The organism is Agromyces capsici (genome assembly GCF_058349965.1).
On sequence record NZ_JBYRET010000002.1, the window covers coordinates 564,820 to 576,949 of the forward strand.

Sequence of the window (12,130 nt, forward strand, 5' to 3'; positions counted from 1 at the left end):
AGCATACGAACGGCTCCCGACATCGTGTGTCGGGAGCCGTTCGAGACGCCGGAGGCCGCTACGCGACGGCCGCGGCCTGCGTCGCGCCCACGCCGCGGATGGGCGGGTGGTGGAACGTGTCGCCGAAGACGCGCTCGGACGCGCCGACGCGGTCGAGGTAGGGCGTCGCGCCGCCGGCCTGGAACGGCCAGCCCGCGCCGAGGATGAGGCACAGGTCGATGTCCTCGGCCGCCGCGACGACCTCCTCGTCCAGCATGAGCCTGATCTCGCGGGCCAGTTCGTCCTCGACGCGACGGAGGATGGTCGCCTCGTCGACGGGGGACGTGCCCACGGTGATCGCCTTCTTCGCGTCCTTGGTGAGGTCGGTCACCTTGCCGTGCTTGTCCTTCTCGACCACGGGGCCGTCGAGCTTCGCGAGGGCGTGCAGGTTCGGCGAGGAGTAGAACCGTTCGGGGAACTCGCGGACCATGGTGTCCTGAACGTGCGCCGCGACGGCCCAGCCGACGAGGTCGATGAGCTCGAACGGGCCCATCGGCAGGCCGATCGGCGCGAGCGCCCTCTCGACCACCGGCACGGGAGTGCCCTCGTCGACGGCGCGGGCCGCCTCGCCCATGACCTTGGCGAGCAGGCGGTTCACGACGAAGCCGGGAGCGTCGGCCGTGAGCACCGCGCTCTTCTTCAGCTTCGCGGCGACCGCGAACGCGGTCGCGAGCGTCTCGTCGTCGGTCGCGGGGGCCTTGACGATCTCGAGGAGCGGCATGACGGCGACCGGGTTGAAGAAGTGGAACCCGACGACGCGCTCGGGGTGGGCGAGCTTGGCGCCGATCTGCTCGACCGAGAGCGACGAGGTGTTCGTCGCGAGGATCGCCGTCTCCGACAGGAACGGCTCGACCTCGGCGAACACCTGCTGCTTGACTGCGAGGTCTTCGAAGACGGCCTCGATGACCCAGTCGCAGTCGGCGAAGTCGGCCTTGTCGGTCGTGCCCGTCACGAGTGCCCGCAGGCGGTTGGCCTCGTCGGCGTCGATGCGGCCCTTCGTCTCGAGCGTGCCGATCTCGTCGCGGATGTACGCGAGGCCCTTGTCGACGCGCGCCTGGTCGAGGTCGGTGATGACCACCGGGATCTGCAGGCGGCGCACGAAGAGCAGCGCGAACTGGCTGGCCATGAGCCCGGCGCCGATGATGCCGACCTTCGTCACCTTGCGGGCGAGGTCCTTCTCGGGCGCTCCGGCGGGCTTCCTGGCGCGCTTCTGCACGAGGTTGAAGGCGTAGATGGATGCCACGAACTGGTCGCCCGCGACGAGGTCGGCCAGCGCCTCGTCCTCGCGCGCGAAGCCCTCGGCCTTCGTGCCCCCCTTGGCCGCCTTGAGCAGGTCGAGCGCGACGTACGGGGACTTCGCAGTCGTGCCGATCTTGCCCTCGAGGCTCTTGCGCGCGATGCCGATCGCGACATCCCACTTGGCGAGCTTCTCGAGCTTGCCGGGCGCGTTCGGCCGCTTCACCTTGACCGTGCCGCCGAGCACGCCGTCGGCCCACTTCAACGAGTCCTCGAGGAAGTTCACCGGCGGGAACATGACGTCGGCGATGCCCAGGTCGAGGGCGTCCTCGGCCTTGAGCATGCGGTTGTTCTTCAGCGGGTTCTCGACGACCACGCGAAGCGCGTTCTCGATGCCGATGAGGTTCGGCAGGAGGTAGGCGCCGCCCCAGGCCGGCACGATCCCGAGGAACACCTCGGGCAGGGCGATGGCCGGCGCCGAGGCGTCCACGGTGCGGTAGTCGGAGTTCAGCGCAACCTCGAGGCCGCCGCCGAGGGCGAGCCCGTTGATGAAGGTGAACGACGGCACGCCGAGTTCGCCGAGCTTGCCGAAGACCATGTGGCCGAGCTGGCCCATCTTCAGCGCGATGTCGCGGGTCGGGATCTCGCCGACCTTCGACAGGTCGGCGCCGGCGGCGAGGAAGTACGGCTTGCCGGTGATCGCGACCGCCTGGATTTCGCCGGCCGCGGCGCGCGCCGTGAGCTCGTCGAGCCGGTCGTTCAGCTCGAGCAGCGTCACGGGGCCGAGCGTCGAGGGGCGCGTGTGGTCGCGTCGGTTGTCGAGCGTGATGAGGGCGAGCACCTTGCCGGAGGGCAGGCGGATGTCGCGCACGTACGAGTGCGTGACGACCTCGTCGTCCGCGAAGGCGGCGGCCAGCTCGGAGAAGTCGATCTTCGAGTAGTCGGTCATCTCGCTCAGCGGCCCTTTCCGTAGCGCTTGTGGTGTGGGTTCTCCCAGATGACGCTGCCGCCCTGCCCGAGGCCGACGCACATCGCCGTCAGGCCGTAGCGCACCTCGGGGTGCTGCTCGAACTGGCGGGCGAGCTGGATCATGAGGCGCACGCCGGAGGCGGCGAGCGGGTGGCCGATGGCGATCGCGCCGCCCCACGGGTTCACGCGCGCGTCGTCGTCGTCGATGCCGAAGTGGTCGAGGAAGCTCAGGACCTGCACCGCGAACGCCTCGTTGAGCTCGAAGAGGCCGATGTCGTCGATCTTCAGGCCGGCGCGCTTCAGCGCCTTCTCGGTCGAGGGGATCGGGCCGATGCCCATCACCTCGGGCTTGACGCCGGCGAAGCCGAAGCTCACCATGCGCATCTTGGCCGACAGGCCGAGCTCCTTCGCGGCGTCCGCGCTGGCGAGGATCGCGGCGGTCGCCCCGTCGGTCAGGGGAGAGGCATTGCCCGCCGTGACGCGACCGTGCGGACGGAACGGCGTCTTGAGAGTGGCGAGGCCCTCCATGGTGGTCTCGGGACGGCGGCCCTCGTCCGCGTCGGCGAGCCCCCAGCCCTCGTCGGTCCGAAGCGCCACCGGAACGAGGTCGGGCTGGATGTGCCCGGCATCGTAGGCCGCCTGCACCTTCTGCTGGCTGCGCAGGCCGAACCGGTCGCTGCGCTCCTTGGTGAGTTCGGGGAAGCGGTCGTGCAGGCGCTCGGCCGTGTTGCCCATGTTCAGCGCGTCGGCGGCGACGAGTCGCTCGGCGAGGAACCGGGGGTTCGGGTCGGCGTCGAGGCCCATCGGGTGACGGCCCATGTGCTCGACGCCGCCCGCGATGACCACGTCGTACTGGCCGAAGCCGATGCCCGCGCCCGTGGTGGTCACGGCGGTCATGGCGCCGGCGCACATCCGGTCGATGGCGAAGCCGGGCACGCTCAGCGGCAGGCCGGCGAGGATCGCGGCCGTGCGCCCGAGCGTGAGGCCCTGGTCGCCGGTCTGGGTGGTGGCGGCGATGGCCACGTCGTCGACGCGGTCCTTCGGCAGGTTCGGGTTGCGCTCGAGCAGTCCGGTGATCGCCTTGACCGCGAGGTCGTCGGCTCTCGTGTTCCAGTACATGCCCTTTTCGCCGGCCCGTCCGAACGGGGTGCGTACCCCGTCGACGAACACGACATCAGCTCGTTCAGCCACGCTGCAGCTCCCTTTCGAATGAGGAATGAGCCGATCCTAGGAAGGCCGTCGGGGCATCGGGAATCGGTTGGCGGTTCCTACGAAGCGTCGTGCGCGGCGTCCTCGAGCGATTGTGCAGCTTTCACAAACGCTTCGGCGATTCTCTGTGCAGTAGCCTCAACCTGCCACGGTCGCGCACCGAGCGCCGCAAGGGCGTCGGCGATCGTCGCCGCGGTCGGTTCGGCGGGCGGATGCCACGCCACGCGCCGCAGGTGATCAGGCGTGAGCACGTTCTCGACGGGCATCTCCAGGCCCTCGGCCACCTCGGTGACCGCGGCCTTCGCGAGCCGGAGCCGCGCGTCGGCCTCGGGATTGCGCGCCGCCCACGCGCGGGGCGGCGGCGGGGCGTCGCTGGGCACGCGCGTCGCGGGCGGATCGGCCGTCCGGGCCGCCTCGATGGCGGCCCACCAGCGCTCGAGCTCGGTCCGGCTCGCGCGCCCGTTGAACGCCTTGAGGTCGGCGAGCGCGCGCTTGGACTCGGGCAGCGACTTCGCTACGGCGAGGATCGAGGCATCCGGGATCAGCCGCCCGGGTGCGGTGTCGGCCTCGGCGGCCAGCGCGTCGCGCGCGAGCCACAGCGATCGGGCGACCGCGAGGTTGCGCGGCGAGCGCAGGGCGTGGATGCCGCTCAGCCTCCGCCACGGTTCCGCCGCCGGCGGCTTGGCCTCGCGATGCACGGTCGCGTCGAACTCCTGCTGCGCGATCCCGGCCTTGCCGGCCGCGTCGAGCCGCTCCGCGAGGTGGTCGCGCACGTCGACGAGCAGCTCGACGTCGAGTGCGGCGTAGCGCAGCCACGACTGCGGCAGGGGACGGGTCGACCAGTCCGCCGCCGAGTGCTCCTTGGCGAGCCGGATGTCGAGGAGCTCCTCGACCACGGACGCGAGGCCCACGCGCGGCATCCCGAGCAGCCGAGCCGCGAGCTCGGTGTCGAAGATGCGGGTCGGGTCGAGGCCCACTTCGCGCAGGCAGGCGAGGTCCTGGCTCGCGGCGTGGAGCACCCACTCCTCGTCGCGGATGAGGTCCTGCAACTCGGTGAACCCGTCGAGCATCGTCGGATCGAACAGGAACGTGCCCGAGCCGCGTCGGTAGAGCTGGATCAGGTATGCCCGCTGCGAGTAGCGGAACCCGCTGGCCCGCTCGGCGTCGACGGCCACGGGCCCAGAGCCGCCCTCGATGAGCTCGACGGCCTCGTCGTACGCGTCGCGGGAGTCGATCACGTGGAACTCGTCAGCCACGTCTCCTCCTCCGTCGCGGAAGGGCCGTCACCCCCTCGGTCGAGGGAGGCAGGCCCGCCAGCATGCACAACAACTCACTCCACCCTTCCACATGCGGCGCCGCGACCTCGTCGAGCGGGGTCCACGAGGCGCGGAGCTCCAGCTCCGCGCCGTCGCCCTGGCGCGCCAGTTCGCCGTACCCGGTGGAGAGGATCTTCGTGACCGTGCCGGACGCGGCGACGTACCTCGCGCCGCGCGCGTCGAGCGCGTCGACGAGCCAGGACCACGCGACATCCGCCAGGAACGGGTCGGTGCCGATGTCGGTCTCGAGGGGGGCCTGCGCGAAGCAGACCACGCGGAACCGCCCGCCCCACGACTCGGGCTCGGACGGGTCGTACAGCAGCACGAACCGCCCGGTGCCGAGGTCGGAGTCATCGGCGTGCCGTCCGGATGCGACGTCGGCCGCGAGCGCGACCGCCCACGGCGCCAGCGACGCCGGCGCGGGGATCTCCGACACGCGGAGCTCGGCACGCGGCGACGCCGCCCGCAGCGACTCCAGCGCCGCGGCGAACTCGGGGGGAGGCGTGGTCGCCGAGTCGGACACGAGTGCAGACTAGAGTCTGGATCACGGGGGTCGGCGACGGCGCGCCGCGACCACCGGGCGAGGCGCACGGATCGTTCGAGGAGGCAGGATGTCACGGCTGGAACGCACCGTCGGACCGGTCGCCGCGGTGCTCGGCGGCGTCGCACTCGTCGGCGCGGCCTTCCTGGCGGCGACGGCCGCGACCGCGGTGGTCTTCGCGCGGCGCGTGGTGATCCCCGAGCCGCAACGCGAGGACGACCTCAGGATCGAGCGCGTGGACCTCGCCGCGGGCGAGGTGCTCCTCACCTCGAACGACGACACGCGCGTGCCGGGCCGCTACGGGCTGTGGTTCGAGCACGACTCCGGCCATGCACGGCTCGGCGAGGTGCTCGGCGACGACGGGCATCGCGTGCGACGCCGCGTCGAGTCCGTCGACTTCGGCCGCCTCGACCGCGCCGCACGCGGCCGGCTCAGCGGGTGGTACCACCTCGGGCCGTGGGAGGTCGCCGAACGGTACGAGAACGTCGTCGTCGAGACGCCGCTCGGGCCGGCGCCCGCTTGGTTCGTCCCCGCATCCGGGTCCGCTGGCGCTCCGTCCACCGACTGGGTCGTCCAGGTGCACGGGCGCGGCGCGAAGCGCCACGAGGCACTGCGCGCGATCGAACCGGCCCGCGACGCCGGATGGTCGAGCCTGCTCGTCTCGTACCGCAACGACGGCGAGGCCCCCGAGAGCGAGGACCGCCGGTACGGACTCGGCGGCACCGAGTGGGAGGACGTGGTCGCCGCCGTGCGCTACGCCGTCGCGCACGGCGCGCGCCGGATCGTGCTCATGGGCTGGTCGATGGGCGGCTCGATCGTGCTGCAGACCGTGTTCCGCTCGGATGAGGTGCGCGAGCACCTCATCGGCGTGATCCTCGAGTCGCCCGCGGTCGACTGGCCCGACATCCTCCGGTTCCAGGGCCGCGCGATGGGCTGGCCCGCCGAGCTCGGGGGAGCGGTGGCGCGCGTGCTCAGCGCACCCGTCGCCGGGACCCTCACGGGCCTCGCGGCGCCGATCGACCTCGAGGCGCTCGACGCGGTGGCCCGCGCCGACGAGCTCGACGTGCCCATCCTGCTCATGCACAGCGAGGACGACGGGTTCGTCCCGATCGACGGGTCGCGGCGGCTCGCCACGGTGCGCGCCGACCTCGTGCAGTTCGAGGTGTTCGACGAGGCGAAGCACACGCGCCTGTGGAACCACGACCCCGACCGCTGGACGGGACTCCTGCGGGACTGGCTGCGCGCGCGCTGAACCCGGCCCCGGCGGCCGCGTGCGGTCGGGCCGGCCCGGCCGGGCGGGCGATCAGGCGGCGAGCCGCTCCGCGAGCTGTCGCTTCGCCCGTGCGAGCATGCCCGACATGCCCCGAACGCGCAGCGGCGAGACGGCCTCGTTGAGCCCGAGCGACTGCGGGTAGTCGGCCGGGATCGCCATGACCTCGTCGGGCGTCAGCCCGTCGAGCCCCTGCGCGAGGATCGACGCGAACCCGCGGGTGGTCGGCGCCTCGGCGGGTGCCGTCGCGTGCATGTGCACGAGCCCCGCGTCATCCAGCTCGACGAAGATGTACACCGGCGACTGGCATTCCTCGACCCGCTCGAGCAGGTCGGGGTGGTCGCGGTAGCGCTCGGGCAGCTCGGGCAGCTCGTTCGAGAAGTCGAGCAGCAGCGTCAGCCGGTCCTTCAGTCCGAGCGCGAGGAAGTCCTCGCGCGTCTCGGCGAGTGCGGCGGGCAGGGTCGTGGCGTCCATCACGACCATTCTCCCATCCGGCGCCCGATCAGCGGCCGGGAAGCTCCCCGCGCTCGGTGCCCGTGACGATGGGCACGCGCACCGCGCTGCCCCACTCCGTCCACGACCCGTCGTAGTTGCGCACGTGCTCGAAGCCGAGCAGGTGCGTCAGCACGAACCACGTGTGGCTCGAGCGCTCGCCGATGCGGCAGTAGGCGATGACCTCGTCGCCCTCGCGAAGGCCGACCTCGTCGCGGTAGATGGCCTCGAGCTCGGACCGGCTCCGGAACGTGCCGTCCTCGGCGGCGGCCCGGGCCCAGGGCACGGATGCCGCGGTCGGGATGTGCCCGCCGCGCAGGGCGCCCTCGTCGGGGTAGGCGGGCATGTGCGTGCGCTCGCCGGTGTACTCCTCGGGTGAGCGCACGTCGATGAGGGGCTTGCCGAGGTGCGCGAGCACGTCCTCCTTGAACGCACGGACCGTCGTGTCGTCGCGCTCGACGACGGGGTAGTCGACCGACGTCACCGCGGGCGCGTCGGTCGTGATCGGCCGGCCCTCGGCGATCCACTTGTCGCGGCCCCCGTCGAGCAGGCGCACGTCCTCGTGGCCGAACAGCGTGAACACCCAGAGGGCGTACGCCGCCCACCAGTTGTTCTTGTCGCCGTAGATGACGACGGTCGAGTCGCGCGCGATGCCCTTCGAACCGACGAGCGCGGCGAACTGCTCGCCGGTCAGGTAGTCGCGCACCACCGGGTCGTTGAGCTCGGTGTGCCAGTCGACCTTCACCGCGCCGGGGATGTGGCCGGTCTCGTACAGCAGGACGTCCTCATCGGACTCGACCACGACCAGGCCGGGCTCGCCGAGGCGATCGGCGAGCCAGTCGGTGGTGACGAGCCGCTCGGGGTGCGCGTACTCGGAGAGCTTCGCGGCGGGGTCGGTCTCGACGGGCATGGATCCTCCTGGGGCTGGCCCGGGTGCGGGCGGGGGCGTGCGGGGCGCGGGCTAGGCTGGTCACCTGTCCACCACGAATCTACGCGGCGCGCCGGTCGCCGTCACCGGCCCCGTCACCACGCGCAACACGGGAGCCCCTCGCCGATGACCACTGCAGCGACATCCGCCCTCGAGCGCCTCGTCGACCGGAACCCCTCCATCACCGGTGCGGAGATCGCCTCGGAGCTGGTGCCGCCGCCGCAGTTCGAGCACGCGTCGTTCGAGTCGTACCGGCCCGACCCCGACTTCCCCTCGCAGCAGGCCGCGCTCGACCGGCTGAACGCGTTCGCGGGCGCCTGGCGGGCCGCGCAGCGTCCCGGCGGCTTCTTCTCGCGCAAGCGGCCCGCCCGCATCGAACTTCCCGGGGTCTACCTCGACGGCGGCTTCGGCGTCGGCAAGACCCACCTCCTCGCGGCGCTCTGGCACGTGGCGCACGGGCCCAAGTACTTCGGCACGTTCATCGAGTACACGGCGCTGGTCGGGGCCCTGGGGTACGCGCAGGCCGTCGAACTGCTCCGCGGGGCCCGCCTGGTCTGCATCGACGAGTTCGAGCTCGACGACCCGGGCGACACCATGCTCATGACGCGGTTCCTCGGCGAGCTGATGGCCGGCGGAACGCGCGTCGCGGCGACCTCGAACACGCCGCCCAACGCCCTCGGCGAGGGGCGATTCGCGGCGGCCGACTTCCTCCGCGAGATCCACGCGCTGTCGTCGAACTTCGAGACGCTCCGGATCGACGGCCTGGACTACCGCCGTCGCGACACCGAGGGCCACGCCGAGGCGCACGGCGACGACGCGGCCGTCGAGCACGCGGCATCCGCGCTCGCCGGCCGAGGGCACCGCGTGTCGCTCGACTCGTTCGATGCGCTCATCGCGCACCTGGCGACCGTGCACCCGTCGAAGTTCATCAAGCTCATCGAGGGCCTCGAGATCATCGCCCTCACCGGCGTGCACGAGCTCACCGACCAGAACGCCGCCCTCCGGCTCGTCGCCTTCATCGACCGCGTCTACGACGCCGAGGTCCCGATCGTCGCGAGCGGGACGCCGCTCGATTCGGTGTTCGGCGGCGACATGCTCTCGGGCGGCTATCGCAAGAAGTACCTCCGCTCGATGTCGCGCATGATCGCGTTGACGACGGGCGAACTGCCGCCCCACGACTGATCGGCCGCGAGGGCCGTTCCGGACCTCCCGCCGAGGACTTCACATCCGATCCTCCGGTCCGTGAAACACGTTGTTTACGCCGGGCCGCACCCCGTAACCGTCCCGAAACATTCAGCGACGCGTTCGGAAACCTCCGCTCAAGAAACTGGTCAGCACCTGCCCCCCAGATTCTTTGAGAGAGGTTCGACATGGATCAAGGCAACACCGCGTTCCTGCTGATCGCGGCAGCCCTCGTCCTGCTGATGACCCCCGGACTCGCGTTCTTCTACGGCGGCCTCGTCAAGGCCAAGAGCGTGATCAGCATGATGATGATGAGCTTCGGCGCACTCGGCCTGATCGGCGTGCTGTGGGTCCTGTACGGCTACGCCATCGCGTTCCCCGGCGCCGAGGGCCTCGTCGCGCCGTGGTCGATCGACTGGTCGGCCCTGGGCCTGAACAGCCTGCTCGAGACGCCCGAGGACGCCGCATACCCGCCGCTGGCGTTCGTGGCCTTCCAGGCGACCTTCGCGATCCTGACGGTCGCGCTCGTCTCCGGCGCCATCGCCGACCGCGCCAAGTTCGGCGCGTGGATGATCTTCGCCGGCATCTGGGCGACGGTGGTCTACTTCCCGGTCGCGAGCTGGGTGTTCAACTTCGGCCTCGCCGAGGACGGTTCGTTCGCCTACGGCGGCTGGACCACCTTCGGCATGCAGGAGTTCTTCGGCCTGGGCGTCATCGACTTCGCCGGCGGCACCGCGGTCCACATCAACGCCGGTGCTGCGGCCCTCGCGCTCGCGCTGGTCCTCGGCAAGCGCGTCGGCTTCTCGAAGGGCGCGCACGTGCCCCACAACCCGCCCTTCGTGCTCCTCGGCGCGGGCCTCCTGTGGTTCGGCTGGTTCGGCTTCAACGCGGGCTCCGAGCTCGCCGCCGACGGCGTCGCCGCCCTCGCGTTCGTGAACACGATCGCCGCTCCGGCCGCCGCGCTCCTCGCCTGGCTCGTGGTCGAGAAGATCCGCGACGGCAAGCCGACCTCGGTCGGTGCCGCCTCGGGTGCCGTCGCCGGTCTCGTCGCGATCACCCCGGCCTGTGCCTCGCTCGACCCGGTCTGGGCCATCCTGCTCGGCGTCATCGCCGGCGCGGTCTGCGCCCTCGCCATCGACCTGAAGTTCAAGTGGGGCTTCGACGACTCGCTCGACGTGGTGGGCATCCACCTCGTCGGCGGCCTCATCGGCACGCTCTACATCGGCTTCTTCGCCAACGGCACCGGCCTCTTCATGGGCGGCGACGGCACCCAGCTGCTCGTCCAGGCCATCGCGGCCTTCGCGGTCCTGCTCTACTCGTTCACGCTCGCCTGGATCATCGGCTTCGCGATCCAGAAGACGATCGGCTTCCGCGTGAAGAACGAGGACGAGGTCGCCGGCATCGACACGGTCGTGCACGGCGAGGAGGGCTACAAGCTCGAGACCGTCTGATCCCACGGATCACCGCGAGGGCGGTGAGGGTAGTGTGCGGGTGTGCCAGACACCAGCCGCTTCCTCACCGCCCTCGGGCGTGTCATCCGCTCGCTCACCGGAACGGGCCGGGGGCCGGCGGATGTCGCGCCGCAGCGCGGCACGGAGGCCGACGAGTCGTGGCCGGGCCGGTCGGGGCCTGCGGCGACCACCGAGCTCGACCCCTCCGCCATCCGTCACGTGCGCTTCTCCTACACGCCCGATCGCGACGGCGAGCCCGACCCCGGCGAGATCGTCTGGACGTGGGTTCCGTACGAGGAGAACGACGGGCGTGGCAAGGACCGGCCGGTCGTCGTGGTCGCGGCCGGCGCGCCGGGGGATTTCCTCGCCGTGCAGCTGACCAGCACGCCGCGGGACCACGACCGCGATGCGATCCCGCTCGGCGCCGGACCGTGGGATCCGCAGGGGCGGCCGAGCTGGACTCGCCTCGATCGGGTCTTCCGCGTGCACGCCGACGGCATGCGGCGCGAGGCGGCCTCGCTCGACCGCGAACGGTACGCCCGGCTCGTCGACGCGCTCGGCGCACGCTACGGCTGGGGCTCGGGCGGCTGATCGGCGCAGCGCGACTGGCGGCGGGTGCGAGCCGGGGCCACGGATCTTGGTTGCCGACAGGTCTGTCCCGGAACGAGAACAGCCCCGGCGGACCGGGGCTGTTGTCGTGGGCGATGCCGGGCTCGAACCGACGACCTCTTCCGTGTGAAGGAAGCGCGCTACCAGCTGCGCCAATCGCCCGAGGTGTCTCGCGGATCCGGGGCACGCCCCGGCCGCGAAGTCGATACTAACCCACCCGGCACCCCTCGCGCACATCGACGGCGGACCGGGCGCGTCGGTCGCAGGGAACCGACGCGACCGGCTATTCGCGGAGCGCCGCAGACACGGTCGGTAAGGTCGACACGCCCGGGATGCGCAGACGGATTGCTCGGTTGATCGGCCCGAACGTGCCACGTGGCCCGCTCGGTTTGTCTTTCGTTCACGTCATCCGTTAGAGTCTCTCTGTCGCCGAAACAGCGACAACGCGGATGTGGCGCAGTTGGTAGCGCATCACCTTGCCAAGGTGAGGGTCGCGAGTTCGAGTCTCGTCATCCGCTCTGATCAGGCCGGCGCAAGCCGGTCCTGTTCTTTGGTGGTGAACCCAGCACACGGTGGATTGGCCGAGAGGCGAGGCAGCGGCCTGCAAAGCCGTATACACGGGTTCGAATCCCGTATCCACCTCGAGACGAGCCCCTCGCAGCTCACTCACACGGGCGATTGGCGCAGCGGTAGCGCGCTTCCCTGACACGGAAGAGGTCACTGGTTCGATCCCAGTATCGCCCACCACATGCAACGCCCCGGTTCGCCGGGGCGTTTCGTCGTTCCGGCCGCCGGGTCGAAGACACACGGCGCCGGGCACCCCTGTGCGCGGTACCCTGCGTGTCTGAGCACGTCACGTGTCCCGCGACCCCCACGGACGCGTGCGTG

Annotated in this window: 10 protein-coding genes and 4 tRNA genes; 7 read left to right on the top strand and 7 right to left on the bottom strand. The window is 71.2% G+C overall.

The window, feature by feature from the left end; translation table 11 throughout:
• Nucleotides 1-58: 58 nt before the first annotated feature.
• The 4 genes from AC3RKB_RS16400 to AC3RKB_RS16415 all read right to left on the bottom strand — a co-directional run bounded on the left by AC3RKB_RS16400 (nt 59) and on the right by AC3RKB_RS16415 (nt 5,292).
• Entirely contained in the window at nt 59-2,224 is a 2,166-nt protein-coding gene (locus AC3RKB_RS16400; RefSeq protein WP_491437312.1) for a 3-hydroxyacyl-CoA dehydrogenase NAD-binding domain-containing protein, read from the bottom strand.
• Between the two features lie 5 nt (nt 2,225-2,229).
• Nucleotides 2,230-3,435 carry a thiolase family protein gene (locus AC3RKB_RS16405; protein WP_491437313.1) on the bottom strand — a complete coding sequence of 402 codons (1,206 nt, stop codon included), beginning with the start codon at nt 3,433-3,435 and terminating at the stop codon, nt 2,230-2,232.
• Nucleotides 3,436-3,512: 77 nt separating this feature from the next.
• A complete protein-coding gene (locus tag AC3RKB_RS16410; protein ID WP_491437314.1) occupies nt 3,513-4,709 on the bottom strand; it encodes an HRDC domain-containing protein in 1,197 nt (398 codons plus the stop codon).
• Nucleotides 4,702-5,292, bottom strand: coding sequence for a DUF3000 domain-containing protein (locus AC3RKB_RS16415; RefSeq protein ID WP_491437315.1), 591 nt, complete (start codon nt 5,290-5,292; stop codon nt 4,702-4,704). The genes AC3RKB_RS16410 and AC3RKB_RS16415 overlap by 8 nt, the downstream gene beginning before the upstream one ends.
• An 88-nt stretch (nt 5,293-5,380) precedes the next feature.
• Here AC3RKB_RS16415 and AC3RKB_RS16420 point away from each other — a divergent pair, with 88 nt between their 5' ends.
• Nucleotides 5,381-6,562, top strand: a complete 1,182-nt coding sequence (locus AC3RKB_RS16420; RefSeq protein ID WP_491437316.1) for an alpha/beta hydrolase family protein — start codon at nt 5,381-5,383, stop codon at nt 6,560-6,562.
• 51 nt (nt 6,563-6,613) lie between these two features.
• Here the strand turns inward: AC3RKB_RS16420 and AC3RKB_RS16425 are convergent, their stop codons facing one another.
• Entirely contained in the window at nt 6,614-7,054 is a 441-nt protein-coding gene (locus AC3RKB_RS16425) for a SufE family protein (protein WP_491437317.1), read from the bottom strand.
• Between the two features lie 28 nt (nt 7,055-7,082).
• On the bottom strand, nt 7,083-7,982 hold the full coding sequence (locus AC3RKB_RS16430) for a sulfurtransferase (RefSeq protein ID WP_491437318.1): 900 nt from the start codon (nt 7,980-7,982) through the stop codon (nt 7,083-7,085).
• Between the two features lie 144 nt (nt 7,983-8,126).
• Here AC3RKB_RS16430 and zapE point away from each other — a divergent pair, with 144 nt between their 5' ends.
• The 3 genes from zapE (at nt 8,127) to AC3RKB_RS16445 (ending at nt 11,224) form a co-directional block, all read left to right on the top strand.
• A complete protein-coding gene (gene zapE / locus AC3RKB_RS16435; RefSeq protein ID WP_491437319.1) occupies nt 8,127-9,182 on the top strand; it encodes a cell division protein ZapE in 1,056 nt (351 codons plus the stop codon).
• 188 nt (nt 9,183-9,370) lie between these two features.
• Entirely contained in the window at nt 9,371-10,633 is a 1,263-nt protein-coding gene (locus AC3RKB_RS16440; protein ID WP_491437320.1) for an ammonium transporter, read from the top strand.
• A gap of 42 nt (nt 10,634-10,675) precedes the next feature.
• Nucleotides 10,676-11,224, top strand: a complete 549-nt coding sequence (locus AC3RKB_RS16445; protein WP_491437321.1) for a type II toxin-antitoxin system PemK/MazF family toxin — start codon at nt 10,676-10,678, stop codon at nt 11,222-11,224.
• Nucleotides 11,225-11,331: 107 nt separating this feature from the next.
• On the opposite strand, the gene AC3RKB_RS16450 is transcribed toward AC3RKB_RS16445, so the two are convergent.
• Nucleotides 11,332-11,404: transfer RNA gene (locus AC3RKB_RS16450), tRNA-Val, on the bottom strand.
• 283 nt (nt 11,405-11,687) lie between these two features.
• Between AC3RKB_RS16450 and AC3RKB_RS16455 the strand changes: the two genes are divergently transcribed.
• The 3 genes from AC3RKB_RS16455 to AC3RKB_RS16465 all read left to right on the top strand — a co-directional run bounded on the left by AC3RKB_RS16455 (nt 11,688) and on the right by AC3RKB_RS16465 (nt 11,989).
• Nucleotides 11,688-11,760, top strand: a tRNA-Gly gene (locus AC3RKB_RS16455).
• Between the two features lie 53 nt (nt 11,761-11,813).
• A tRNA-Cys gene (locus AC3RKB_RS16460) sits at nt 11,814-11,884 on the top strand.
• Nucleotides 11,885-11,914: 30 nt separating this feature from the next.
• Nucleotides 11,915-11,989: transfer RNA gene (locus AC3RKB_RS16465), tRNA-Val, on the top strand.
• Nucleotides 11,990-12,130: the final 141 nt, after the last annotated feature.

Bases quoted from the DNA above. Each gene is read 5' to 3' on its own strand.
- AC3RKB_RS16420 (WP_491437316.1), top strand. From the start codon at position 5,381: ATGTCACGGCTGGAACGCACCGTCGGACCGGTCGCCGCGGTGCTCGGC.
- AC3RKB_RS16440 (WP_491437320.1), top strand. From the start codon at position 9,371: ATGGATCAAGGCAACACCGCGTTCCTGCTGATCGCGGCAGCCCTCGTC.
- AC3RKB_RS16400 (WP_491437312.1), bottom strand. From the start codon at position 2,224: ATGACCGACTACTCGAAGATCGACTTCTCCGAGCTGGCCGCCGCCTTC.
- zapE (WP_491437319.1), top strand. From the start codon at position 8,127: ATGACCACTGCAGCGACATCCGCCCTCGAGCGCCTCGTCGACCGGAAC.
- AC3RKB_RS16425 (WP_491437317.1), bottom strand. From the start codon at position 7,054: ATGGACGCCACGACCCTGCCCGCCGCACTCGCCGAGACGCGCGAGGAC.
- AC3RKB_RS16430 (WP_491437318.1), bottom strand. From the start codon at position 7,982: ATGCCCGTCGAGACCGACCCCGCCGCGAAGCTCTCCGAGTACGCGCAC.